20 protein-coding genes are annotated in these 25,750 nt (G+C 67.5%); 7 read left to right on the forward strand and 13 right to left on the reverse strand.

The features are described 5' to 3' along the window. Nucleotides 1-50 precede the first annotated feature (50 nt). Nucleotides 51-2,321, reverse strand: coding sequence for a TonB-dependent receptor (locus AC1DJN_RS05110; RefSeq protein ID WP_032978438.1), 2,271 nt, complete (start codon nucleotides 2,319-2,321; stop codon nucleotides 51-53). A 158-nt stretch (nucleotides 2,322-2,479) separates the two neighbouring features. On the opposite strand from AC1DJN_RS05110, the gene AC1DJN_RS05115 reads away from it, so the two are divergent. Beyond that, nucleotides 2,480-3,490 (forward strand): TIGR00266 family protein, encoded by a 1,011-nt coding sequence (locus AC1DJN_RS05115; RefSeq protein ID WP_282280366.1) that lies wholly within the window; start codon nucleotides 2,480-2,482, stop codon nucleotides 3,488-3,490. A 23-nt stretch (nucleotides 3,491-3,513) separates the two neighbouring features. Continuing rightward, a complete protein-coding gene (locus AC1DJN_RS05120; RefSeq protein WP_478038942.1) occupies nucleotides 3,514-4,506 on the forward strand; it encodes a patatin-like phospholipase family protein in 993 nt (330 codons plus the stop codon). 27 nt (nucleotides 4,507-4,533) lie between these two features. Here the strand turns inward: AC1DJN_RS05120 and AC1DJN_RS05125 are convergent, their stop codons facing one another. Beyond that, nucleotides 4,534-6,537 (reverse strand): hypothetical protein, encoded by a 2,004-nt coding sequence (locus AC1DJN_RS05125; protein ID WP_442251643.1) that lies wholly within the window; start codon nucleotides 6,535-6,537, stop codon nucleotides 4,534-4,536. A gap of 107 nt (nucleotides 6,538-6,644) precedes the next feature. Next, nucleotides 6,645-7,127 carry an Lrp/AsnC family transcriptional regulator gene (locus AC1DJN_RS05130; RefSeq protein ID WP_025875473.1) on the reverse strand — a complete coding sequence of 161 codons (483 nt, stop codon included), beginning with the start codon at nucleotides 7,125-7,127 and terminating at the stop codon, nucleotides 6,645-6,647. A gap of 125 nt (nucleotides 7,128-7,252) precedes the next feature. On the opposite strand from AC1DJN_RS05130, the gene phhA reads away from it, so the two are divergent. Together phhA and AC1DJN_RS05140 are read left to right on the forward strand one after the other, a co-directional pair. Beyond that, nucleotides 7,253-8,146 (forward strand): phenylalanine 4-monooxygenase, encoded by an 894-nt coding sequence (gene phhA / locus AC1DJN_RS05135; protein WP_025875475.1) that lies wholly within the window; start codon nucleotides 7,253-7,255, stop codon nucleotides 8,144-8,146. Between the two features lie 91 nt (nucleotides 8,147-8,237). After that, nucleotides 8,238-8,888 (forward strand): DMP19 family protein, encoded by a 651-nt coding sequence (locus AC1DJN_RS05140; protein ID WP_442251644.1) that lies wholly within the window; start codon nucleotides 8,238-8,240, stop codon nucleotides 8,886-8,888. Between the two features lie 29 nt (nucleotides 8,889-8,917). On the opposite strand, the gene AC1DJN_RS05145 is transcribed toward AC1DJN_RS05140, so the two are convergent. From AC1DJN_RS05145 to AC1DJN_RS05185, 9 genes are all read right to left on the reverse strand, one after another. After that, the gene (locus AC1DJN_RS05145) at nucleotides 8,918-10,015 is read right to left on the reverse strand and encodes a GDSL-type esterase/lipase family protein (protein ID WP_346603270.1); all 1,098 of its coding nucleotides are present in this window, start codon (nucleotides 10,013-10,015) and stop codon (nucleotides 8,918-8,920) included. 102 nt (nucleotides 10,016-10,117) lie between these two features. Continuing rightward, nucleotides 10,118-10,873, reverse strand: coding sequence for a 2-dehydro-3-deoxy-D-gluconate 5-dehydrogenase KduD (kduD, locus tag AC1DJN_RS05150; RefSeq protein ID WP_033832661.1), 756 nt, complete (start codon nucleotides 10,871-10,873; stop codon nucleotides 10,118-10,120). Between the two features lie 82 nt (nucleotides 10,874-10,955). Next, nucleotides 10,956-11,804: a 5-dehydro-4-deoxy-D-glucuronate isomerase gene (kduI, locus tag AC1DJN_RS05155; RefSeq protein ID WP_032978442.1), complete on the reverse strand. Its 849-nt coding sequence runs from the start codon at nucleotides 11,802-11,804 to the stop codon at nucleotides 10,956-10,958. A 243-nt stretch (nucleotides 11,805-12,047) separates the two neighbouring features. Further along, nucleotides 12,048-13,106, reverse strand: coding sequence for a LacI family DNA-binding transcriptional regulator (locus AC1DJN_RS05160; RefSeq protein ID WP_025875485.1), 1,059 nt, complete (start codon nucleotides 13,104-13,106; stop codon nucleotides 12,048-12,050). 38 nt (nucleotides 13,107-13,144) lie between these two features. Continuing rightward, on the reverse strand, nucleotides 13,145-14,734 hold the full coding sequence (locus AC1DJN_RS05165; protein ID WP_478038943.1) for a family 43 glycosylhydrolase: 1,590 nt from the start codon (nucleotides 14,732-14,734) through the stop codon (nucleotides 13,145-13,147). A 17-nt stretch (nucleotides 14,735-14,751) separates the two neighbouring features. After that, nucleotides 14,752-16,035 carry a TRAP transporter large permease gene (locus AC1DJN_RS05170; protein WP_025875489.1) on the reverse strand — a complete coding sequence of 428 codons (1,284 nt, stop codon included), beginning with the start codon at nucleotides 16,033-16,035 and terminating at the stop codon, nucleotides 14,752-14,754. Between the two features lie 3 nt (nucleotides 16,036-16,038). Further along, nucleotides 16,039-16,566: a TRAP transporter small permease gene (locus AC1DJN_RS05175; RefSeq protein WP_442251646.1), complete on the reverse strand. Its 528-nt coding sequence runs from the start codon at nucleotides 16,564-16,566 to the stop codon at nucleotides 16,039-16,041. Nucleotides 16,567-16,576: 10 nt separating this feature from the next. Next, nucleotides 16,577-17,581 carry a TRAP transporter substrate-binding protein gene (locus AC1DJN_RS05180; protein WP_025875493.1) on the reverse strand — a complete coding sequence of 335 codons (1,005 nt, stop codon included), beginning with the start codon at nucleotides 17,579-17,581 and terminating at the stop codon, nucleotides 16,577-16,579. Nucleotides 17,582-17,620: 39 nt separating this feature from the next. Continuing rightward, the gene (locus tag AC1DJN_RS05185) at nucleotides 17,621-18,448 is read right to left on the reverse strand and encodes a 2-keto-4-pentenoate hydratase (RefSeq protein WP_117309136.1); all 828 of its coding nucleotides are present in this window, start codon (nucleotides 18,446-18,448) and stop codon (nucleotides 17,621-17,623) included. A gap of 157 nt (nucleotides 18,449-18,605) precedes the next feature. Here AC1DJN_RS05185 and AC1DJN_RS05190 point away from each other — a divergent pair, with 157 nt between their 5' ends. The 3 genes from AC1DJN_RS05190 to AC1DJN_RS05200 are packed head-to-tail and all read left to right on the forward strand — an operon-like array spanning nucleotide 18,606 to nucleotide 21,847. Further along, entirely contained in the window at nucleotides 18,606-19,589 is a 984-nt protein-coding gene (locus AC1DJN_RS05190) for an alpha/beta hydrolase (protein WP_282280378.1), read from the forward strand. Next, nucleotides 19,586-21,208, forward strand: coding sequence for a carboxylesterase/lipase family protein (locus tag AC1DJN_RS05195; RefSeq protein ID WP_282280379.1), 1,623 nt, complete (start codon nucleotides 19,586-19,588; stop codon nucleotides 21,206-21,208). Before AC1DJN_RS05190 ends, AC1DJN_RS05195 begins: the two co-directional genes overlap by 4 nt. 51 nt (nucleotides 21,209-21,259) lie before the next feature. Next, nucleotides 21,260-21,847: a cysteine dioxygenase family protein gene (locus AC1DJN_RS05200; RefSeq protein WP_282280381.1), complete on the forward strand. Its 588-nt coding sequence runs from the start codon at nucleotides 21,260-21,262 to the stop codon at nucleotides 21,845-21,847. Between the two features lie 92 nt (nucleotides 21,848-21,939). On the opposite strand, the gene AC1DJN_RS05205 is transcribed toward AC1DJN_RS05200, so the two are convergent. Next, the gene (locus tag AC1DJN_RS05205) at nucleotides 21,940-25,743 is read right to left on the reverse strand and encodes a LamG-like jellyroll fold domain-containing protein (RefSeq protein ID WP_442251647.1); all 3,804 of its coding nucleotides are present in this window, start codon (nucleotides 25,741-25,743) and stop codon (nucleotides 21,940-21,942) included. Nucleotides 25,744-25,750: the final 7 nt, after the last annotated feature.

The raw sequence follows: 25,750 nt of genomic DNA on the forward strand, positions 1-25,750 counted from the left end.
GGGCCGGCATTGCGCCGGCCCTTCGTCATTTCATTACTGCTGCAGCCGCATCAGAACTTCGCGGTGAACTCCACGCCCCAGGTACGCGGCTCGTTGAGGAAGCCGGTCAGGTTGTTGAAGTCGATCGCGCCGACCACGCGGGTCTGGTTGGTCAGGTTGCGGCCGAACACGGCCACGTCGTACTGGCCGTAATCCCAGTTGTAACCCAGGCGCAGGCCACCTTCCAGCGAACTGCGGCCGCGGAATTCCGGCGACTCGTAGATGAAGAAGTTCACCGCGCTGCGGTAGGCCCAGTCGGTGTAGGCATACAGCTCGCTGCCATCGCTGAGCGGGAAGCCCACGCGCAGGGTCGCGTTGTGGATCCACTTCGGTGCCTGCGGCAGCGGATTGCCGTTGACCAGCGCATAGGTGCCGCCATTGATGACCGTGGTCGGGTCGGTGATGGTGCAACCGCCGCCACAGACCGCCACCGCCAGGTTCTTGTCCTTGATCTCGGTGTCGTTGTAGCTGCTGCCGAAGGTCAGCAGCACGTTGTCGGCCAGGTAGGCTTCCAGGTCCAGCTCCACGCCCTGGCCGATGGTCTTGTCGGCGTTGAGCAGGGTGGCGGTGTTGTTGGTGCCACCGACGGCGATCAGCTGCTGGCCGTCCACGTCATAGCGGAACACGCTGAAGCCCAGGCGCGCACGACGTTCGAACAGGTCGGCCTTGATGCCGGCTTCGTACGAAATCACCTTCTCCGAATCGGCCTGCGACAGGCCCGGTGCGAACGCCAGGCGACCCTGGATCGACGGTGCGCGGAAGCCCTTGGCCACGCGTGCATAGGCATTGACGTTGTCGGTCAGCTTGTACACGCCGCTGACATCCCAGCTGACGTCGTTGACGTCGGTGTTGGCCAGGTACGGACCGCTGACCGGGGTGCCGAACGGCACGGCCTGCAGCACGCTGGCACTGAAGTCCTTCTTGTCCTGCGTATAGCGCACGCCGGCACGCAACTTGAAGCGGTCGGTGACATCGAAGTCGCCCGAAGCGAACACCGCCCATGCCTTGTTGCGCTGCTGCTGCACGACGTGGCCGGTCTGCGGGTTGCCCGGGGTCAGCGAGTCGTAGTTGAAGTTGTTGATGGTGACGTCTTCATCGAAGTAGAAGACGCCGGCCTGCCAGTCGAAGCGGCCCCATTCGTTGGATTCCACGCGGAATTCCTGGGTCCACTGGCGGTGGTGCGGCAGGCCGTCGGCCGACTCGGACGAGAACGGAATCAGGCCCGGGCCGGAGTTGCCCGCGCCGAGGAACGCGGCGCCGTAGCCACCGTCGATGTCGCCGCGGTTGAGCGATTCGGCGGTCTCATAGCCGGTGATCGAATGCAGGGTCACCGAACCGAGGTTCCACTGCAGGCGCGCGCTGCCGCCCCAGGTTTCCAGGTCGGAGAAATTGACGCCGTCGTTGGCGACCTTGTCGCGGTCGAAGTTCTCGACCAGCGCGTTGCCGCCCTTCTCGATGATGTTGGCGCGGAACAGGCGCGCGGTGCCGTTGAGCTTGCGCTTGTGCAGGTTGAACAGCGCTTCGAAGTCATCGCCTTCGTACAGGAACTGCACGCGGCCGGCTGCTTCGTCATAGCCTTCAAAACCACTGTTGGGCGCACCGGCACGGGTGTTGTCGACCCAGTCGTCACGACGCTGGTAGATGGCCGACACGCGTGCGGACCAGCGGTCGGTCAGCGGGCCGCCGTAGGCGCCCTGCACGTTCCAGCTGTTGTAGCTGCCATAGCCCACGCGCACGTAGCCATCGGCATCCTGCGACGGCCGCGCCGAATCGAACTTGACCACGCCAGCCGGGGTGTTGCGCCCGAACAGGGTGCCCTGCGGGCCGCGCAGCACTTCCACGCCGGCCAGGTCGAACAGCGGGAAGCCCTTCAGCAGCGGGCTTTCCTGCACCACATCGTCGTACACCAGCGAGACCGGCTGCGATGCATTGAGGTCGAAATCGGTATTGCCCAGGCCGCGGATGTAGAAGCGCGGGAAGGCACGGCCGTAGGACGACTCGATGTTGAGGCTCGGCACGCGCGCAGCAAGGAAGCGGATGTCATCGCCCGCCGAACCGAGCACGTCGAGCTTTTCGCCCTGGATCGCGCTGATCGCAACCGGCACGTCCTTGGCGTTCTCGACACGACGCTGTGCAGTCACCTGCAGCGCATCGAGGGCGACCGGATCCTTGGCGGCGGGGGTTTCCTGGGCGGCTGCTACCAGCGGCAGCAGGGCGGAAAGAGCGACAACGAGCGGGCGCGCGACCGGAGAGCGGCCACGGGAAGTACGGGTCGGAGACATGGCGGTAGGCTGTGTTTGGAGGGGTGGTAAAACGGCGCTACCAGATAATTGTTGCAATACAGCACCTCCCTCGCAAATGCCGATCGTTCATGGCCGCCTCGCGCGCCGCCGGACGCTGCCGCTAGACTCGGGGTTTTTCCCGCAACGGACCTRCTGCGATGACCCAGTGGTACTTCCATGCTCCCGGCCAGGCCGACCGTGTCGGTCCGTTCGACGAGGAGGCTGCGCGCCGCTTCGCCCAGGCCAATCCGCGCGCGCTGGCCTGGTGCCAGGGCATGACAGGGTGGACACCGGTGTCCGAAATCGCCGCCCTGCAGCAGGCCGGCACCGGCACCGGCACCGCGGCTCCGCCGCCGATGCCTGCAGTCACCCCTGCAGTCGCAACCGCGTCAACCGGCGGCCGCGCCGACCGCATCGACTTCCGCATCGTCGGCCATGAAATGCAGTTCGTGGAAATCGAGCTGGATCCCGGCGAAGGCGCGGTGGCCGAGGCCGGCGCGCTGATGTTCAAGGATTCCTCGGTGCAGATGGACACCGTCTTCGGCGGCGGCGCGCGCAGCGGCCAGAGTGGCGGTTTCATGGACAAGGTGATGGCGGCCGGCAAGCGCGTGCTGACCGGTGAAAGCCTGTTTGCCACCGTCTACACGCAGACCGGCCAGGGCCGCGGCAAGGTCGCTTTCGCCGCGCCCTATCCCGGCACCGTGCTGGCGATGAAGCTGGACCAGCACGGCGGGCGCCTGATCTGCCAGAAGGACAGCTTCCTGGCCGGCGCGCGCGGCGTGCAGATCGGCGTGCAGTTCCAGCGCAAGATCATGACCGGCCTGTTCGGCGGCGAGGGCTTCATCATGCAGAAGCTTGAAGGCGATGGCTGGGTGTTCATCCATGCCGGCGGCTGCGTGGTCGAGCGTGAGCTGGCCGCCGGCGAACGCCTGGACGTCGATACCGGCTGCATCGTCGCCTACCACCCGACCGTGGACATGGACGTGCGCCGGGTCAAAGGCATCCGAAGCGTGCTGTTCGGTGGCGAGGGCGTGTTCCTGGCCACCCTGACCGGGCCAGGCAAGGTCTGGCTGCAGTCGCTGCCGTTCTCGCGCCTGGCCGGCCGCATGTGGATGGCCGCGCCGCAGGGCGGCGGCAAGAGCCGCGGCGAGAGTTCGCTGCTGGGCTGATCGGGAAGGCTGGACGGCTGGTAGTGCCGGCCGCTGGCCGGCAACCCCGGCTGTCCGTCGCCCTGCTCGGCCTGCTGGCCGGTTGCGGTGGTGAAGAGGTCCGCCCCACCCCGCCCGCGCAGCCCACCGTGGTTCCGCAGGCCAAGCCGGTGAAGATCGGCATCGCGCTCGGCGGCGGCGCGGCCAAGGGCTTTGCGCACATCGGCGTGATCAAGATGCTCGAGGCCAACGGCTTCGAACCGGTGGTGGTGTCCGGCACCAGTGCCGGCAGCGTGGTCGGCGCCCTGTATGCCAGCGGCATGGACGCCTTCCAGATGCAGAGCAAGGCGGTGGCGCTGGACGAAGCCAGCATCCGCGACGTGCGCCTGTTCTCCGGTGGCTTGGTGCAGGGCCAGAAGCTGCAGGACTACGTCAACGAACAGGTGGCCAACCGCCCGGCCGAGCGCCTGAAGAAGCCGTTCGCCGCCGTCGCCACCCAGCTGGAAACCGGCGAGCGTTCGATCTTCGTGCGCGGCAACGTCGGCCAGGCGGTACGCGCTTCCAGCAGCATCCCCGGCGTGTTCGAGCCGGTGAAGATCGGTGGCCGCAACTACATCGACGGCGGCGTGGTCAGCCCGGTGCCGGTGGATGCCGCACGACAGCTCGGTGCCGAGTTCGTGATCGCCGTGGACATCTCCAGCAAGGCCAGCGGCAAGGCACCGACCGGCATGCTCGGCATCGTCAACCAGTCGATCTCGATCATGGGCCAGCGYCTGGGCGAGCAGGAACTGGCGCGCGCCGACATCGTGATCCGGCCGAAGGTGCTGGACATCGGTGCTGCCGATTTCAGCCAGCGTGGCACGGCCATCCTGGAAGGCGAGAAGGCCGCGATGGCGGCGATGCCGCAGATCCGCGCCAAGATCCAGCAGCTGCAGAAGGCCCGCGCCGCCGCATTGGCACCGGCACCGGTGGCGGCGCCCAAGTGCGACGAGCCTTCGCGCCTGGGCAAGCTGATGGGCCGCAAGGAAAAGTGCTGACGCGCGGCGCTTGAACGGCCGCCGCGGTCAGCGCCGCGGTGGTGGGTAACCACTGGCCAGGCGTCGCTGCCGGCGCCGCTCATCCACCGCCCGGTCATGCCGCTGTGCGCTCAGCTGCAACTGCTCCATCGCGTCCCCCGGCAGCCACAGCTGTTGCTGGGCACGGGTGATCGCCACATAGGCGGCGCGCACCGGGCTGTGCAGCGCGCGCGCATCATGGCCGCTGTCGAAGCAGCACGGCGCCATGGACACCGTGGCGAACTGCAGGTTCTTGGCGTGCTGGGCCAGGCACAGCACGACGCTGGCCTCGTCCGCATCGACCAGTTGCCCGAGCAGGCGCTGCAACGCCGCAGCATCGAAGCCACCGGCAAACAGCGCGGGGATGTCCGCCTGTCCACGCTTGGCACAGACCTGCACGAAGCTTTCCCAGCGTTGTCCGGGGCCGCCAGCGGCGGCGCTGCGCCAGGCGTCGATCGGACCGTCCACCTCTTTCAACAGCGCCTGCCGCGACGCAGGATGCAGATGCACGCGCGCGCCGCGCGCAACCAGCTCGTTGGCTTCCAGCAGCATCCGCCACAGGCTGCCGTACAAACGGGCGCCGGTGCTGGGCACCGCCGACCAGTCGTCATAGCGGCGCAGGCCGGTGGCGCGGTCGCTGGCCCCCACGAAAGGCGCCGGTTCGCCGAGATCGTCCAACGCCAGTGACTGGTTGACCAGCGCATCGACCTGCCGCCCCTGCCGCACCGACTGGTGCATCTCCAGCGTCTTCGCCGATGACCAGCGCTGTACGCGTCCGCTCAGCCGTTGATGCGGATCGCCCAGGCTGACCACGCCGGGCGCGTGGGTGGCCAGCAGCTGTTTCCATGCAGGGCTGAGATCGTGCGCCTCATCGACCAGCACCATGCCCAGCGACACCGGCAGCGGCACAGCACGCAGGGCCAGCCATTTGCCGATGTGTCCGGCATCCAGGCGCAGGCAGCCGCCCTTCTGCACCACCGGATCGAACATGCAACGCCAGACGAACTCCGCGGCCGCGATGAACGGCGTGGCTTCCAGCTGCGCTGCGCCCAGCGAGCGCTGGAAGTGCCAGGCCTGCAGGTTCGGCGCTGACGACGCGCACCACCGGTTGATGGCGTCCAGGGCGATCATCAGGACCTGGTCCGGCCGGCGTGCACCGATGGCCGGCAGGCCGAGGCGGGCGGCCGCCTCACGCAGGGTCAGCGTGCTCTGCCGGTAGGTCGGTACGAAGCCGCCAGTCAGGCCGTTGGCGGCGGCATGGCGGGCGATCGCATTGGCGAACTCGATCTGGGTCAGCAGGCGCGTGCCGGCGTCGGCCGGCAGCCGCGCGCGGAATGCCTCGACCTGGCCTCGCGTGGGCGCCACGTAGGTGTAACGGCCCGGGCGAGCCTGCAGCAGCGCCAGCACCAGATGGCCCTTGCCTGTGCCGGCATAGGCCTGCAGGTCGATCAATTCATCGGGATTGGCCGCGATCGCACGCAGCACGCGTGCCTGTTCGGAAGTGAACAGGCCGTTGTGCTGGGTTGCATGCGTGGTCTGTTCGTCATCGCCGGTGTCTTCGTCATCGCCTTCGGCCAGCGATGTCGCCGGAAAGTGGATCGTGTGCTCTTCCAGGGTGATCCTGCACGCCGTCTGGAAGTCCGCGCCGGGATACGCATGCGGCGACGCGGCCAGCACCGCCTCCATCACCTCGTCCGGTGCCAGCAGCACGTCCTGCGCGGCCAGCACGCCCAGCCACGCCTCCAGCGCCCGCGCGTCCTGTCCAGCGCTGGCCGCCAGCTGCGCCTGCGCAGCAGGGCCGTCATCGGCGGCGAACAGCGCACAGGCGTCGTGCAGCAACCGCTGCAGCTGGGTGGCCGGTGGCCTCTGCCGGCGGCACAGCATGGCCACCAGCAGGCCGGCCTGCTCCAGCGGTGTGTCCGGCGACGTGCCTTCGCTCAGGTGCCGCAGCAGGCTCTGCTCGCGCAGCGGAAGGAACAACGGGGAAGACGTCGGGGATGGGGTATCAGACATGCCGGAGCCAGAGGGAATCACTGCGCGGCCTGCGTGTGCACGGCCGCCGCGGGCCACGATGCTCGGCCAGCCCGCGCGCGCCGTCAAACATCACCGCGGCCGCCGGTTCATTCCAGCTGCGACAACGGCAACGCCTGGAAACCCTTCACCGTGCGCAGCACGAAGCTGGAATTGGCATCGGCCACGCCACCTGCGTTGAGCAGCCTGTCCAGCAGGAAACGCGAGAAGTGCTCCAGATCGCGCACATACACATGCAGCAGATAGTCCATGTCGCCGGTCAGGGCGTGGCAAGCCACCACTTCATCCCATGCCTGCACGCTGTCGACGAAGTGCCCGATCGCGGCCTGGTCATGCTTTTCCAGCTGGACGCGCACGAACGCCTGCAGCCCCAGACCGAGCCGGCGGGGCTCCAGGCGCGCGCCATAGCCGACGATCACCCCTTCGCTTTCCAGCCGCTGCAGGCGGCGCAGGCAGGCCGACGGCGACAGGTTCACCCGCGTCGCCAGCTCCGCGTTGGTGGCGCGACCATCACGCTGGATTTCGGCCAGCAGACGTATATCCGTGCGATCGAACTGGACTTCTCCGGCCATTGTTGCCCCGCAACATGGTGAGTACGCAAGGATATTGCGCCAACAAGGTCAATCCGCGCAACTTTTGCAACCCTGTTGCGCGCCCCCTGCCCTAGCATCGTGGGTATCCCGTCAAGGAGTCTTCCATGGATCTCGCCCAGCCCCGCCGCGTCGAACACCAGCAGACCGACAAGGGCTACGTGCCGGTGTACACCACCGCGCTCGTCGAGCAGCCGTGGGACACCTATACCGCCGACGACCACGCCACCTGGAGCACGCTGTACCAGCGCCAGCGCGAACTGCTGGTCGGCCGCGCCTGCCAGGAGTTCCTGGATGCGCAGGACGAGATGGGCATGAGCGCGCACATGATCCCGCGCTTCGACCAGCTCAATGAAGTGCTGGGCGCGGCCACCGGCTGGACCCTGGTCGGCGTGGAAGGCCTGCTGCCGGAACTGGATTTCTTCGACCACCTGGCCAACCGCCGCTTCCCGGTGACGTGGTGGATCCGCCGCCCCGACCAGATCGACTACATCGCCGAACCGGACCTGTTCCACGACCTGTTCGGCCACGTGCCGCTGCTGATGAACCCGGTGTTCGCCAACTACATGGAGGCCTACGGCCGCGGCGGCGTCAAAGCACATGCGATCGGCCCGGAGGCGCTGCAGAACCTGACCCGCCTGTACTGGTACACGGTGGAGTTCGGCCTGATCGACACGCCCGAAGGCATGCGCATCTACGGTGCCGGCATCGTCTCCTCGAAGGGTGAATCGCTGTACTCGCTGGAGTCGGCCGCACCGAACCGCATCGGTTTCGACCTGCAGCGGATCATGCGCACGCGCTACCGCATCGACACCTTCCAGAAGACCTACTTCGTCATCGACAGCTTCGAGCAGCTGATGCAGGCGACGTCGCCGGACTTCACCCCGATCTATGCCGCGCTGGCCGACCAGGCGCACCTGCCGGCGGGCGACGTGCAGGCCGACGACCGCGTGTTCCAGGCGGGTACGGGCGAAGGCTGGGCTGATGGTGGGGATGTGTGAGGCGACAGCCGAGGTCCGGCTAGACTTCAAAAGCGTCTGCAGCTTTTGAAGATTAGGGGGTCAATCCTGGGTCTCCGCTATCCTGCACGGCATGACTGATGCATTTGCTTCGCTGCGCGTAACCGACGTCGCCTTCAACGACGACTTCATCCTGATGACCCTGGCCGACGGCCGCCGCACCCGGCAGCCGTTGCGCTGGGCGCCTGCGCTGTTCGAGGCCACGGCTGAACAGCGTGCGCAGTGGGTGCTCACGACCGATGGGCTGGGCGTGAACTGGCCCGCGCTGCTGCCGGCGCAGGAACGCGGCGTGGTCGATGTTCCGAACCAGGTGTGGGATGACCGCTATGAAGCCGCGCTGGCGCGCCTGAATGCGGCCGCGTGGTCGCTTGATGCGCTGTCCGATGACGACCAGCAGCTGGTGGCGCTGTGGCGGATGGAAGCGGACATCAACAACGGCGGCTTCATGCAGTTCCTGTGCAACTGGGGCGACCCGACCTGCCAGCTGGCGCTGCGCGCGTTGCAGGCGATGGGCGCAACGCAGACGCACGCGATCCTGGCCGGCATGCGTGGTCTGCTGGACCGGCTGGAAGACGACCCGGCGATCAAGGAACTGACCGACCTGTATGGCGCGATGACCGAGCAGGAGCAGGAGGCACTGCATGCCTTCGATGAAGCGTATTTCGCGCGGCCGGAAGACTTGGCCCGGTTGGGTTTGAAGCATTTCGGCCCGGAGCCGTTGTAGAGCCGAGCGCACGCTCGGCTGCGTTTCAGTTACCGCGGATACGCCAGCAGTACCACCAGATCCTCATCACCTACCTGCTGCAGCGCATGGCTGCTGCCCTTGCGCGTAAGCAACGCATGCCCCGCACGCACGTCGTGCTGTTTTCCGTCCAGCACATAGCTGCCCTGCCCGCTCACGATGTAGTAGATCTCATCCTTGTGCTGCGGATGCAGGCCGATGCCCGCGCCCTTGTGCAGCACGCGCTTGCGCAGCACGAACGGCAGGCCCTGCGCATCGGCGAAGAACGGGTACGCCGTGGTCGGCCCGGCGCCGCCATGTGGGCCCGGTTGTGCGCGCGCCAGCGTGTCTTCGTGCACCACCTGCGAGGCACGCGCAGGATCGCCGCCCTGCCCCACCCCCATTACATCGCAGTCGATATCGCGCACCAGTGCAGGCTGCAGCGCCGGCAGAACCTGCACCGCCTCGCGCAGCACCAGGCACGCCACCGCGTTGGCGCCGGCCACGCTGAAGTGGGTGCCGTCGGCCTTGTGCTGTTCCGGCACGAACAGGAAGTACGGGCGTGCACCCTGCTCGCCCAGCGCGCGGATCCAGCGCATGCTGCGGTCGTTGAGGTCGATCAGTGCAACGTGCTCGCGTGTGGCCAGTTGCTGCATCGCCAACGTGTAACGCGCGTGCGTATCCAGCAGCGAACCGAAGTCGTACAGCAGCCGTGCCACCGGCGTGACCAGCACCGGCGTGGCACCCTGGTCACGCGCCACCTGCACGTAGCGCATCAGCATCCGCGGGTAGTCACTGTCCGGATCGGTATAACGCGTCCGGTCTTCGAACTTGGCATCGTTGTGGCCGAACTGGATCAGCAGCACGTCGCCGCGACGCAGTTCGCGGCCAATCGCATCCAGCCGCCCTTCGTCGATGAAGCTGCGCGTGCTGCGCCCACCCTTGGCGTGGTTCCGCACTTCGAAGCGCGCCGGATCCAGGTAGCTCTGCAGCGCCTGGCCCCACCCCGCCTGCGGCGCACGCTCGGGCCCATATTCGGCCGCAGTGGAGTCACCGGCAATGAACAACCGCACCGGCGCCGCATGCGCGGCGGCGCTCGACAGCAGCAACAGCAACAACAGCTTCCGCATGGCCGGGCCCTGGTAGTGCCGGCCGCTGGCCGGCAACTTCATGGATGCGTTGAGCGTCGGTGGAAATGCCGGCCAGTGGCCGGCACTACCGAAAACCAAGCATTACCGCGCCAGCCAGCCACCATCGACCGGCAGCACCGCACCGTTGATGTAATCCGACGCCGACGAGGCCAGGAACACCGCCGCGCCGGCCAGATCTTCCGGCGTACCCCAACGGCCGGCCGGAATGCGCTCGAGGATCGCCTTGTTGCGGTCCTGGTCGGCGCGCAGCGCGGCGGTGTTGTCGGTGGCCATGTAGCCCGGTGCGATCGCGTTGATGTTCACGCCCTTGCCCGCCCACTCGTTGGCCAGCAGGCGGGTGATGCCGGCGATGCCGCTCTTGCTGGCGGTGTACGACGGTACGCGGATGCCGCCCTGGAACGACAGCATCGAGGCGATGTTGATGATCTTGCCGCTGCCCTGGGCGATGAAGTGGCGGCCGGCAGCCTGCGAGATGAAGAAGGCCGACTTGATGTTGACGTTCATCACGTCGTCCCAGTCCTGCTCGCTGAAATCCACCGCGTCGGCGCGGCGGATCAGGCCGGCGTTGTTGACCAGGATGTCCAGCCCGCCCAGGCCTTCGAGCGTTTCGCGCACCACGCGCTCGACCGGCTCGATGCTGATCAGGTTGGCTTCCACCGCCAGGCAGCGGCGGCCCAGCGCGGTGATCTTCTCGATGGTTTCGGTGGGCGGGGCGATGCCGGCCACGGCGACATCGGCGCCTGCGGCAGCCAGCGCCACTGCGATGCCCTGGCCCAGGCCGGTATTGCCACCGGTTACCAGAGCGACTTTTCCTTCCAGGCTGAAGGGATTGGTCATTGCGTATGCGTTCCTTGGTAGAGGCGTGCGTGATGCGGGGCAGGTGGCCACCGGCACGGCGTGCGCGGTGGCCGCCCGGCGCTTACTTGAGCTGGCAGATGTCCAGCACGTGCATGTCGGTGTAATCCAGGTTCTCGCCACCCATCGCCCAGATGAAGGCGTAGTTGCTGGTGCCGGCGCCCATGTGGATCGACCACGGCGGCGACACCACCGCTTCGTTGTTCTGGATGACGATGTGGCGCTGTGCGTCCGGCTCGCCCATGAAGTGGTAGACGCGGTCGCTGTCGCCCAGGTCGAAGTAGAAATAGACCTCGCTGCGGCGGTCGTGCAGGTGCGGCGGCATGGTGTTCCAGACGCTGCCCGGCTTGAGCACGGTCAGGCCCAGCAGCAGCTGCGAGGACTGGCAGGTGGCCGGCACGATGTACTGGTAGATGGTGCGCTCGTTGCTCGTTTCCAGCGCGCCGCGATCCAGTGCCACCGCGTCCTTGATCGACAGCTGCTTGGTTTCAAAGCGCGCATGCGCCGGGGTCGAGGCCAGGTAGAACTGCGCCGGGTTGGCGGCGTCCTGCGAAGCGAAGACGACGTCCTTGCTGCCCATCGCCACGTACAGGCCATCCTTCGGCCCCAGCGTGTACACGGTGCCATCGACGGTGACCGTACCGGTGCCGCTGCCGACGTTGATGATGCCCAGCTCGCGACGCTCCAGGAACGGATGGCCAGCGGCCGACGCCGGTTCGGTCTGCGCCGGCAGCGACAGCGGGCCGTTGACCGGCGCCGCACCGCCCAGCACGAAGCGCTCGTAGTGGGTGTACTTCAGGGTCACCGCATCGGCGTTGAACAGGCCATCGAGCAGGTACAGCTCGCGCAGCTGATCGTTGCTGGCGCCCTTGATGGCGTCGGGATGGGTGGCGTAATGGGTCTTGCAGTACATGGCTTCTCCAGAGCAGGGGGCGGGCCGATGGTTCGGCCCCGGCACGGTTCACGGTCGATTCTAGCCAGACAGGAAACCGGTGTCATTTTGCGCTGCACGATGGTGGTTGGACGGCATCGGCAGGTGCGATCGATGGGGGGAGGGCGGGTGGAGTGTCACGACCAACGGTCGTGACCTACCGGACTGATCCGTGAAAGGTGTCACGACCAACGGTCGTGACCTACAGGATTGATCCCTGCGGGATCAATCCTCGGGCGGTTGGCAGGAATCGCGCACGATCAGGTGCGGGCGCACGCTGGCGATCTGCAGCGCAGGCTGGCCTTCGGGCTGGATCAGCATGGCCGCAGCGGTGCGGCCGGTGTCGCGGGTATGCCGGCGCACCGAGGTCAGCGACGGCCACAGGCGCGAGGCCAGCGGGCTGTCGTCGTAACCGACGATCGACAGCTGGCGCGGAATGTTGATGCCCGCACGCAGCGCGACCTTGTAGATACCGGCGGCCATTTCATCGTTGCCGGTGAAGATCGCCGTCGGACGGCGCTTGCCCAGCAGCAGTTTCTCGGCGGCGGCCACACCCGATTCGAAGGTGTAGCCGGCCTCGATGATGCGATCCTTCGGCAGCTCGATGCCACGCTGCGACAGCGCCTCGATGAAGCCGGCGGTGCGTTCGTGCGCCGAGCGGTATGCACTCGGGCCGGTCACCAGGGCGATGTCACGGTGGCCCAGCGAAAGCAGGTAATCGGCCGCTTCGGCGGCACCGTCGCGGTCGTGGGTGACCACCATCTGCGAGGTTTCATCCAGCGGCAGCGCAGCCACGCGGGTGAAGCGGCAGCCGATCTCGTCCAGCATGTCCGCCAGCGCCTGGTCTTCGGACGCACGTGGCACCAGGATCACCCCATGCAGCTTCTGCTGCTGGGCGAAGCGGCGCACGCCGTCGATGTAGCCCGGGCTGCGGCTGTCGCAGGGGTGCACCACCAGTTCGAAGCTGGAGCCACGCAGCGCATCCAGCGCGCCGTACTGCATGTCCACGATGTACTGCGCGGTGGGGTTGTCGTAGACCATGCCGATCAGGAACGAGCGGCGGAAGGCCAGGCCACGGGCCAGCGGGTCGGGGGTGTAGCCGACTTCGCGCATCAACGCTTCCACCTTGTCGCGCGTGTCCTTGCGCACCAGCGGCGAGTTGTTGATGATCCTTGAAACCGTTTTCTTGGATACACCCGACAGTCGCGCGATGTCGTTGATCGTGGCTGCCTTGCCCTTTGCCAATGCCGGCGTAGCGGCATCGTTCTTGTTGCGCACTGACATGTAGTGAACCCGATAAGCCTGGGGATTCCAGCGCGCGCTCAGTCCAGCGCGCGATAGCGGAAGCTGCGGAAGGTTACCGCACCGTTGCCGGCCGCATACAGGGCCGGTTTCAGTGCCAGGAACTTGCCAGCCACATTGTGATGGTAACCGGACACTTCCATCTGAACCGGATACTTCTGCCAGGTCTGGCCATCGGCGCTGGAATGGATGGTGACGATGTGGCGGTTGTTGGTCACCCGCAGCCAGAGCCGGCCGCCCTTGGCGCTGGCCGCCAGCCGGGTGGGGCGCTCCTCGCCGTAGCGGTGCATGACGAACTGCTCGCCGTTGCTGCCCACGCCCACATACAGGCGGTCGCTGTAGAACAGCAGGGCACCGCCCACCGCGCCGGGGGCGATCTCCATCTGCACCTCGAACTGGTAGGCCGGATCCCCGGCAATGGTCGTCAGCGGCGAGGCATCGCGCGGCGTGCTGCCCTTGCCCTGCAGCACCAGGCCGTCGCCGCTGAAGCGCAGGCGCCGTTCTTCATCCAGCGCCGGGTTGAAGAACGCCCACTGCGGGCCCAGCGCACGGCCGGTGAAAGCATCGGACAGGGCCATGCCGTGCGGTGCCAGCGCGCTGCCCGATGGCTTGCGCAGCGGCTGCCCGAGATCGCCGCCCTTGGCCACGAACCAGCCATCGGCGGTCCATTCGATGGGTTCCAGCAGCGCCTGCCGGCCCAGCGTCCAGAAGCCGTTCTCGTAGCCGTGGTACATCATCCACCAGCGGCCGTCGGTGCCTTCGATCACCGTGGCGTGGCCACGCGACCACCACGGTTCAGCGGCCGACCGGGTGCGCATGATCGGGTTGTTCGGCGCGTTCACCCACGGGCCGTGGATCGAGCGCGAGCGCGCGGTGATCACCATGTGCCCGGTCGGCGGGCCGGCGGTGCCGCCCACTGCAGTGGTCATGTAGTACCAGCCATCGCGGAAGTGGATCTTCGGGCCTTCCTGCGCGTAGGCCTCCACGTCCCAGCTTTCCGGGTAGCGCCAGCCGTCGTACACATGCTTGGGCGTACCCACCACGCTCAGGCCGTCATCGGCCAGCTGCACGTAGTCGCCGCCGCTGAGGAACAGGTAGCGCTTGCCGTCCTCGCCAACCGCGTGGCCGGGGTCGATGTAGCCGCCCAGGCCGATGTCGATCGGCGCACTCCACGGGCCCTTGATGTCATCGGCCCAGACCACGAAGTTGCTGCGGCGCTCACCGGTGCGCGCCGGGAAGTAGATGAAGTAGCGGCCCTGGTGCTTGACGATGTCCGGCGCCCAGATCGCGCCTACGTTCTGCGTGATCGCATGGCCGAGCGGCTGCCAGTTGACCAGGTCGCGCGAGTGCCAGATCGGCAGGCCGGGGTAGGCGTCGAACGAAGACAGGGTGAGGTAGTAATCCTCGCCGTCCTTCAGCACCGACGGATCGGGCCTGTCACCGGCCAGCACCGGGTTGAGGAAGGTACCGTTGCCAAGGTCGCCCTGGCGCTGGTGCTCGATGCCGCGCTTCCACTGCGCGGGCGCGGGATCTGCAGCCAGGGCAGGCAGCGCGGCCAGCAGCAGGCCAAGCAGGGCGGTTGCAGCAGCGCGCTGCAGCGTCGGTGTCATGTGATTGCCTCCGCTCATCAGGCGCGCAGCGCGGCGGGCAGCCACAGCGACAGCGACGGGAAGAAGGTGACGATCAGCAGCACGCCCAGCGCGGCGAACCAGAACGGCCAGATCGTGCGCATGCTCTGGCCGACGCTGATCTTGCCGATGGCGGTACCGATGAACAGCACCGAGCCCACCGGCGGCGTGACCAGGCCGAGGCCACCGGTCAGCACCAGCACCAGGCCGAAGTGGATCGGATCGATGCCATAGGCCTTGGCCACCGGCAGGAAGATCGGCGTGCAGATCAGGATCATCGGTGCCAGGTCCATGAAGGTGCCCAGCAGCAGCAGCATCACCACGATCATCAGCAGCACCATGAACTGGCTGTGCGCGAACGACTGCAGGAAGTCCACCGCCGCCGCAGGCACCTGCAGGTAGGCCAGCAACCAGCCGAACACCGCCGCGGTGGCGATCACGAACAGGATCACGCCGGTGCTGCGCGCGGCATGGATGACGGTGTCGAAGAACTCACGCCAGCGCAGCTGCCGGTACAGCACGGTGGTGACCAGCAGGGCGTAGACCACGGCGATGGCCGCGCTTTCCACCGCAGTGAAGATGCCGGCGCGGATACCCACGAAGATCAGCGCCACCAGACCCAGGCCGGGCAGGGCGGAGACGATGCGCAACAGCACCGCGCGCCAGCCCGGGAACACTTCCACGCCATAACCACGGCGACGCGCGACCACGTAGCCGGTGATCATCAACGCCAGGGTCATCAGCAGCGCCGGCACGATGCCGGCGGCGAACAGGTCAGCGATCGACAGGCCACCACCGGCGGCGGCCGAGAACAGGATCAGGTTGTGCGACGGCGGCACCAGCAGCGCCACCAGCGCAGCGGTGATGCTGACGTTGACYGCGAAATCGCGGTCGTAGCCACGCTTGACCATCTGCGGAATCATCGTGCCGCCCACCGCCGACACATCGGCGATGGCCGAGCCGGATACACCGCCGAAGAACAGCGAGGACAGGATCGAGACCTGGCCCAGGCCGCCGCGCATGCGCCCGACCAGCGATGATGCCAGGGCGATCAGGCGTTCGGAGATGCCGCCGCGCATCATGATCTCGCCAGCGAAGATGAACAGTGGAATGGCAATCAGCGAGGCCGAACCGGTACCTGCGGAGATCTGCTGGACCAGCACGATGCTGGGAATGTCCAGGTAGAGCAGGGTGGCCAGCGCAGCGGCGGCCAGCGCGTAGGCCACCGGCACGCCCAACAGCAGCAGCGCGGCAAAAACAGAGAACAGGATGGTGATGCCCATGGATCAACGATCTCCTTCAGCGTCGTCGGCGTCGGCTGCCGCGGCATGCAGCGCTTTCCACGCACGGTTCAGCGCGAACAACAGCATCAGCGCACCGCCCACGGCCAGCGGCAGGTAGTTGATGCTCTGCGGCAGGTTGGCGCCGGCGGTCTTGATGTCCATTCCATCGAGCAGCAGGTCGGCCGACCAGAACGCGATGAAGCCGCCCAGCACGGCCACCACCAGCTGGGTGAACACATCCACCACCCGGCGCAGGCCGGCGCCCATGTAGCCGTGCAGCAGGAAGAAGCCGAAGTGGCGATTGGTATGCACGCCGCAGGCCGCGCCCAGGCTCATGGCGGTGGCCAGCAGCAGCAGGGTCACCGGCTCGGTCCAGCTGGGCGAATCGTTGATCACGTAGCGGGCGAACACCTGCCAGCCCTGCACCACCACCAGCCCCAGCAGCGCGGCCACGGCAACATGGATGGCGATGTCGGCGATGCGGTCCAGCAAGCGTTGGCCGGGTCCGGTGGAAATCGTCGTCTCGGTCATGGCAGTGTCCTCAGGCGGCGGCACGGATGCGGGCGACCAGCGCAGCCAGCTCGGGTTGCTGCAGGTACTGCTGCAGCAGCGGCTGGGCGGCGGCACGGAAGGCGGGCAGGTCCACCTCGTTGGCTTTCACGCCCGAGGCCAGCACCGCGCGGCGCGCGGCATCTTCGGACGCATCCCATTGCTCGCGCATCACCTTCACCGAGGCGCGCGCGGTCTCCAACAGCAGCTGGCGGTCGGCCGGCTGCAGGCGCTCGAAACTGGCGCGCGACATCAACAGCACGTCCGGCGCATACGAGTGATCGCTCTGCGACCAGTAGTGCGCGGCCTCGAAGTGGCGGCTGGAGTGGAAACTGCGCATGTTGTTCTCGGCGCCGTCGATCATGTGCGTCTCCATGCCGGAGAACGTATCGCCCAGCGACATCGGCGTCGGGTTGGCGCCGAGCAGGCGCATCAGCTGGATGAAGATGTCCGAGGACGCCACACGCAGTTTCAGCCCGTGCAGATCACCGGGCTGCACGATCGGATGCTTGGTGTTGTAGAAGCAGCGTGCGCCGGAATCATAGATGGCCAGGCCGACCAGGTCGCGGCTCTCGAAACCACGCAGCACCGCATCGGCAATGCCGCCATCCAGTGCGGCGCGCTGGTGCGCCACCGACTCGAACACGTACGGCAGACACAGCGCCTGGGTGAGCGGGAAAGCGTTGTTCAACGCACCGGCATACACGCGGGTGATGTCGATGGCGCCGAAACGGGCCATGTCGATCGCTTCCGATTCGCGACCGAGTTGGCCCGAATGGTATTGCCGCAGGCGCAGGCGACCGTTGCTTTCGCGCTGCAGGGTTTCGCCGATCCACTTCACCGCGGTCACGGTGGGATAGTCGGCCACGTGCACGTCGGTGGCCGTCAGCAGCTGGCCGCCGTCGATGGCATCGGCGGGCCCGCGGCCACAGGCCGCGAGCATCGGGGTGGCCAGCGCAGCAGCGCCGCCGGCCAGGAAATGTCGTCGTGTGATCATCTGCGCCCTCCCGCGCGTGTTCACCGGATCGTGCGGCGGTTACCCGGCCGGCACGGCCCTGCAGGCAATTTCGCCGAAGCCGGCAAACCGCACCAGCGCCGTCTGCCCCACGGTGATGTCATGGATGCCGGTGGCATTGCCGGTGGCGATCAGGTCGCCCCGTCGCAACGGCCGGCCGCGCAGCGCCGAACGGGACAACGCGAACGCATATGCCGCGCGCAGGCCGCCGGGCAGCCGGGTGGCACCACCCGTGCCGACCACCTCGCCCTCGATCAGGGTTTCGGCGCGCAGGTCGGTTTCGTCGCGGGCAGTCCAATCGGCAATCTCCGGCCCCAGCACTAGGCCGTTGTTGTTGCCGAAGTCGGACACCACCACGCGCGGGCCGAGTTCGTTGATCGTCGCCAGCGGGCTGCTGGCCACTTCCACGCCGATGTACAGGCGCGCCGGCAGCGCTTCAGCCTGCTCGGGCGTCCAGTGCAGCTGTGCGGCGGGAGCGTCCTCCAACAGCTCCAGCACGTACTCCGCCTCGACCGCGCCGAAGCCGCCGACGAACACTGGAATGTCCACTGTTCCACCGGTAGCATTTTTCAGCTGACGCGAGAAAACCGGGCCCAGCAGGCGGTCGTCCCCGGACGCATCGCGGCGCTCGGCGGCGATGTAGCCGACCTTCCAGCCCACCACCTGGTCATCCCAGCTGGCAATGGCCAGATCCTGCACCTGGTAGGCAGCCACCAGGTCAGGCGGGACAAGGCCCGGGAAGCCGGGCAGGGCCTGGCCGCCGCGGCGCGCGGTGGTGAAAGCGTGGGCGATCGCGGCCGCATCGTCCGGCGCCGGCGTCTGCCCATGTATGCCGTGTTCGTTGCTCAAGAACGGTCTCCCTCTGGCGTTGTTGCACTGCCCATCGACAGCGTCTGCAGGAGGTGTATATGGTAAACCGGTGTCATCGTGCAAGCCGCAGCGCATCACGAGCGCTTTCCGGTGACCTCGGCCACTCTGTTGTCTCCCCGTTGGAGCCCTTTCCACCATGCGTTTTTCCCGTGTGCTGTTGTTGCTGTCAGGCCTGCTGCTGACCGTCCCCGCATCCGCGGCCGATGTGCCGTTGCGCGCAGGCGAACACCTGGGCCGGGAGCTTGCCGGCGAGCAGCTGCCGCTATGGCCTGCGGGGCAGGTCCCCGGTGAAACGGGCACTGCGCGGCCGGCGCGCGTGGTCGAGCGCAGTGATGACCCGGCCCACCCCGATCGCTTCATCGACCAGGTCGATGCGCCCTACCTGCTGGTGCACACGCCGGCCCGTGCCAACGGCCGCGCGCTGCTGGTGATTCCCGGTGGCGGCTACCAGCGCGTGGTGATCGACAAGGAGGACAGCGCGCTGGTGCCGGAGTGGGTGGACCGTGCCGGCTACACCCTGTTCGTGCTGCGCTACCGCCTGCCGCAGGCCGGCCGCGACCGCCAGGCGGCACTGGCCGACGCGCAGCGCGCACTGCGCGTGGTGCGCGACCAGGCCGCACGGCGCAGGCTGGATGCCGACAGCGTGTCGGTGATGGGCTTCTCCGCCGGCGGCCATGTCGCCGCACGGCTGGCCACCGGTTTCGATGCGCCGGTCTACCCGCCACGCGATGCCATCGATCGCCTCAGCGCGCGTCCCGCACGCGCGGTGCTGGTGTATCCGGTGATCGACATGGGCGCGCATGCACACAGCGGCTCACGCGGACGCCTGCTGGGCGAGCAGCCCGATGCGGCGTTGGCCGCGCAGTATTCGATGCAGCAGCACGTACGCGCGGACATGCCGCCAACGCTGCTGATCCATGCCAACGATGATCGGGTGGTCAACGTGCACAACAGCGAGGTGATGGCGCAGGCACTGGCCAAGGCGGGTGTCGAACACGAGCTGCACCTGTTCGCCCATGGCGGCCATGGCTTCGGCATGCGCATGCCGCCTGATTCAACGCTGGCCGTGTGGCCGCTGCTGGCACAACGTTGGCTGCAGGCGACGGAGGCGGCACATTGAACCAGGGGGATGCCAACCTGCAGCGCCGCCGTTTCCTGCGCGACAGTGCACGCTGGGCGCTGGCCACGGCCACCCTCGCAGCGCTTCCTGCCGCCGCGGTGCCTGGGCCACGTGATGACACACAGGTGGTGGCACGCCTGCGTGGCGGCCGCGTGCGTGGCCAGCGCGAGCACGGCGTGCACGTGTTCCGTGGTCTGCGTTATGGCGCTGACACCTCCGCCTACCGTTTCCAGCCGCCACGGCGCGAGACGGGCTGGCGTGGTATCGCCGACGCCCTGGAATACGCCGCGTCTGCGCCACAGAGCGGAGCGGACGGGCCGGGCAGCGAAGATTGCCTGTTCCTCAACGTCTGGACGCCGGCATTGGGCGACGGCGGCAAGCGGCCGGTCCTGGTCTACATCCATGGCGGTGGCTTCAACAACGGCTCTGGCAGCGATCCGCTGTACGACGGCAGCGCATTGTGCAGACGCGGCGACGTGGTGGTGATCACCGTCAATCATCGCCTGAACACCTTCGGCTACCTGTACCTGGGCGCGCTCGGCGATCCGCGCTATGCGGCCTCCGGCAACGTCGGCCAGCTCGACCTGGTGCAGGCGCTGCAGTGGGTGCGCGAGCATGCAGCGGTGTTCGGCGGCGACGCCGGCAACATCACCGTGTTCGGGCAATCCGGTGGCGGCGCCAAGATCGCCACGCTGATGGCGATGCCCGCGGCGAAAGGCCTGTTCCAGCGCGCGTGGACGATGAGCGGGCAGCAGGTGACCGCCGCCGGTCCACGTGCGGCGGCGCAACGGGCTTCGATTGCGATGGAAACCGTGGCCGCGCGCGACCTGCAGGCGTTGCTGCGACTGCCGGCGGCCGAGCTGCTGGCCGCCACCCGCGCCCGCGATCCCTCGCGGGTGGAAAGCAGCGCGCTGTACTTCGGCCCGGTACTGGATGAGGTGGTGCTGCCGGTGCACCCGTTCTGGCCACAGGCACCGGCGCAGTCCGCGTCGATTCCGATGGTGATCGGCAACACCCGTGATGAGACGCGCGCGTTCCTTGGCAACGACCCGGCCAACTTCACGCTCACCTGGGAGGATCTGCCGGCGCAGCTGGAGAAGCAGCAGTTCGTCGATCTGCTGCCCTCGGTGGTGATCGCAGAATATCGACGCCTGTATCCGCACTACACGCCCTCAGAGGTGTTCTTCGCGGCCACCACCGCCGGCCGCTCGTGGCGTGGTGCGGTGGAGGAACTGGAAGCACGCGCTCGGCAGACAACCGGGGCCGCACCCACCTGGGCCTACCAGCTCGATTGGCCATCACCGGTGGAAGACGGACGCCTGCGTGCCTTCCATACGCTGGATATTCCGCTGGTGTTCGACAACGCCGGCCTGCCGGGCGCGCGTACCGGCGGTGGTGAAGACGCCCGAGCACTGGCAGCGACGATGAGCGATGCGCTGATCGCCTTTGCGCGTACCGGCGATCCCAATCACGCGGGAATGTCGCAATGGGCTCCCTATGGCGTGCCACAACGGCAGACGATGGTGTTCGATCGGCACAGCCGCGTGGTTGACGATCCACGTGCCGGCGAGCGTGCGCTCTATGCAAAAGTGCCGTTCGTGCAGCGCGGCACGCAGTGATGACACCGCGGTGCAAACATTCTGTTAACCCGCCTCGGCTAGAGTCGGTTCATGGAAGCGATGTTCACGCCACCGCCGTTCACCGGCCGCGAGCGCTTGATTGCAGGGATTGATGCCGCCGTCTGCCTGGTCGATCCGCAGGCGATCACCGGTGCGCTGCAGCGGGTGCTGCGTGAAGCCATCGTCGATCCGCTGATCGAGCTGCCGCCCTGCGTACGTCGCCCCGTGGACGGCCATTACGCGCGCCGTGAACTGTACCGAAGCGCCACGCTGGGCTACAGCGTGATCGCGATGTGCTGGGGCCCGGGGCAGGGCACGCCACTGCACGACCACGATGCGATGTGGTGCGTGGAGGGCGTGTGGCAGGGCGAGCTGATCGTGACCCCGTACGCGCTGCTGGAACAGCGTGGCGAGCGTCACCGCTTCGCTGCGCAGGAGACGCTGTACGGGCACCGTGGCAGCGCCGGCAGCCTGATTCCGCCGCACGAGTACCACACACTGCGCAACGCCAGCGACGAGGACGTGGCAGTGTCCGTGCACGTCTACCAGGGCGTGATGGAGCGCAGCGCGGTGTTCGATCCGCTGGATGACGGCTGGTACCAGCGCCGGGTGAAGGCGATGGAGACCGAGGCGTCCTGATTGCGTTCCGCCGGGCATGGCCCGGCGCTATCAGGGCTTGTGGCCCACCGATTCATCGGTAGCGCCGGGCCATGCCCGGCGGAACGCGGAATTCATCGCGGCACATCCACCACATTGTTGAGCCGCGTGACTTCCTCTCCGCCATCGGCCAGCGCAACACGCACGCGCAGGCCGCCGCGATCCCCTGCTGGCAACGGCAACGACACCACCGCCGTCTTCGGCAGCAGGTCGGTCGGTGCTGCGATCGCTGGCACTTCGGTGCGTGCGATCTCGCGGCCCCGCGCATCTTCCAGTATCGCCACGCCCACACCGCTGGCCACATGCCCAAGGCCGTGCACGGTCACGTGTACCTGGCGCCCGTCCACCCGCACATCGCCACGGCCCACGCCCAGGTCCGGACGCATTTCCACCGGCGTACCCGCAGACACACGCTCGAATTCGAAGACTTCGGTGCGACCGGGCTGGAACTGCATCGGTACCGACGCACTCGTCTCCAGCTGCACCGTACGCTCGCGCGGCCTACCGTCAATGCGGCCATCGCCATCGGCATCCACGCCACTGCGCACGCGCCAGGAACCGCTGCCCACGTTCCAGCCGGTCATGTCGGCGGCGATCACGCGCGCGCCGAGGTTGTGGCTGGTGATCGTGAAGCGCTCACGCGAGGGCGCATGCACCAGCAGTGCCACCTGTTCCGCGGCGCCCTCACGATCGAAGCGCCAGCTGACGGTGTGCCCGGGCCAGCTCTGGTTGCGCTTCAGGGCGATGCCGCCCAGCCGCGCACGCTGCAGGAACTCGCTCGGTGCTTCCACCCGGTCGGACCACCAATGGCCCTCGGTGTTCATGTACGCGCGTTGTGCCTTGGCCTGCAGGCCCTCGGCATGCAGCGCATCGATGTACTTCCGCTCGCCGCTGGCCTGCCATGCCATCAGGCTGGCGAAACCGGTCTTTCCGGCGTCGGCCTCGGCGGTCAGCAGCGGGTACCAGTCCTGCTGCCGGCCAAGTGCCTCTACATAGTTCTCGCCAAGGTTGGCCAGCGCGCCGGGGCCGCCGCGCTGCACGCGATAATCCAGTGCCTGCAGGTACTTCGCATCACCGGTCCAGCGCCATGCCGCCCAGAAGGTGTGCATCGTGTCACCGCTGCCGGAACCGTTGTTGAGTTCGCCGCCGCGGGTCGCACCCGTGGCCCAGTTGATCTCGTTGGGCAGGGTGAAGCGGCCCTTGTCGTCGGTGCCGGCGTGGGCCAGATAGCCATCGGCCAGGCCGATCACCAGCCGGCGCCCGGTCGGGTCGGCGTTGTACTGGCCCAGCAGGAATGCCGGGTGCAGCACCGGGAACGAGTACGGCTTCTGCCACTGCCAGTTGGGTTCGCGGTAGACCTTGTTGCCACCGAACCAGTTGCTGGAGAACAGCACATGGCCCTGCGGGTTGCGCAGGATGATGCGCTCGTCGAACGCCTTCACCGTTTCCATCAGCCGTTCCAGGGTCAGCGGATCGCCCCAGTTGAGGTACAGCATCGCGCTGTTGGTGTTGATGCCTTCCTCGTAGGCATGCAGCTCGTCGGTCTCGATGGTGCTCAGGCCATTGCTGAACATGCCGTTGCGGTACACCGCGTCGGACAATGCGCTCAGCGAGGCATTCAGACGGTCCGGCTGCACGCCCATCAGGGCAAGGCCGGGCCACTGCTGGGTCAGGTCGGAATCATCGGAGATGCCACCACCGAAATCGCCGTAGGTCACCTGCCGCTGATCGATCCACCAGTCGACGAACTGCCGCACCTGCGCCAGGTCCTGCACCTGGTGGAAGGCCCACGCCGGTACGCCCTTGGGCACCTCCGGCGCGGTGTACGGCGGTCGCCCCTGGCTGTTGTAGCTGATGTAGTTCCAGTACAACCGGCCCAGTTCGTGGTCCGGGTCGACGCGCAGCAGATCGCTCAGGTCCGCGTAGACGCGCGCGTACAGGCGCTGGCGCTTGGAGGTGGTGTGTTCCTCCACGAGGAAACCCCAGTTGTCGCGCACCTGGTTGAAGCGGTCGGCCACATGCTCCTTGAGCGCATCGGCGCGTGGCTTGAACACCAGCCGCACCTGCGCACCGTCCAGTGCCTTGGCGTCGAAGCCGGGGGCAGCCGAGGCGATGCTCAACCACAGGCTGTCGGCGGTGAGGATGCGGTCGCGCAGGTCCAGCCACAGCGTGCGCTTCTGCCCCGGCTGCACCGAGACCGATACATCGATCATGTCGCGCGCCGGCCAGATCGGATCCTTGATGCGGAGGTTCAGCGGGATCAGGCCATCGTGCGTGGCCGGCAGGTCGAGCGCGGGAATATCGATGGCCACGCCATCCAGGCCGTCATGCATGTTCTCCCAGCTGTAGGCCCAGCTGCGGATCAACGGCTGGTTGGCCGGCGCATCGCCCACGCCGGAGGGAATCAGCACGTGCACGATGGGCTTGGGCTGCGTTGGCAACGAATCGGCCGGGCGCCGGCGCGAGCCCGCCCCCTTGGGCAGCGCCATCACCGTGCTGCGTTCGGCCGCCGGGTAGCGGCCTTCGATGTAGCGGCGCAGTGTGTCCAGGTTGGTGTAGTCCGGCAGTGCCTGGCTGTCGATGACATAGGTCTGCTTGACCGTGCCGTCGGGCTCGGCACCTTCGCTCACGCCATACGCCCAGATCTCCTGGATCGACGTTTCCTGTTCAACGTTGCTGAAGCGCAGCACGCCACCGGTCTGTGCCGGGATGTCGTCCACGCTGCGCACCACACCCTGCGGACGCGTGGCCAGCACCTGGGTGGCGTGCGCGGCATCGCGGCCATGGGCCAGCGTGCCGAAGGCCGCGCCGCGGATCTCCACCCGGTTGACGGTCTCGCCGGCCGGCACGGTCAGGTCCAGATGCTGGCCGCTTTCCACATACGTGTTCCAGTCCGGCAACTGGAAGTAGTCGTTGCGGCCGGGGAGGCGCGAGCGGTTGTAGACACCGGGCCAGGTGGTCTCGGCGATGCCGTCGGTGGCCTTCCACATCCACGCCTTGAGGTCGCGGGCATCGTCGAATTCGATCTTGCGGATGCGCGTGCTGGCTGCGGTCAATGGCGGTGGCGGCGCGCCTTCCCAGCCGAAGCGATGGCGCCACGCACGGTCATCGGCAGTGCTGGCAACGGCGCTTTCGGCGGCCTTGCCGCGCGCGAGCGCACTGACGGCCGCAGCATCGAGCATGCGGTCATACACGCGGATGTGCTGGAAGTCGCTGCCACGCAGGAAGTTGTAGCGGCTCTGCACCTGGTAGGGCGCCATCACCCGCCCGGCCAGGCCGAGCTGGTCCAGCGCGGCATCGTAATCGCCGCTGGCCAGCACACGCGCCACCTCGCGGCCATCGACGAACAGGCGTACACCCTGATCTTCGTCCCAGGCGAAGGCCAGGTGCAGCCACTGGTCCGCACGTGGCGGCGTGTCCATGCGGAACGACACGCGCGTGCGGGCGAGGTTGGCATCGGTGACGAACGCATCGAAACCATGCCCGTTCCAGTCGATGCGCAGCCAGGCCATGTCCCAGCTGCTGTGGTCGGCATAGCCGACGCGGAAGATCACGAACGGTGCTTCGCCCACCGCGTAGCGCGCGCGCCAGTCGAAGGCGAGGGTGCCACGCTGGGCGAGGATGTTGCCGGGTGCATCCCAGGCCAGCACGCCGTCGTCCTGCCACTGGATGGCCTTGCCGCGCGCTCCGTCGTCGACGATGTCGACCTTGTCGCGGAAGTTCGGCACCGCCTCACCCTGCGCCGCCACGGCCTCAAGGCCTTTGCCGGCATCGACATGGAACAGCAGCGTGGGCGCATCGGCGGCGGCCATCGCGGGGCCGGCAGCCAGGGCCACCGCCAGCAACAGGCAGCGGGACAGGATCGAGCGGTGCGGCATCAGGCGT

Source organism: Stenotrophomonas sp. 05L414_2, from assembly GCF_056397905.1.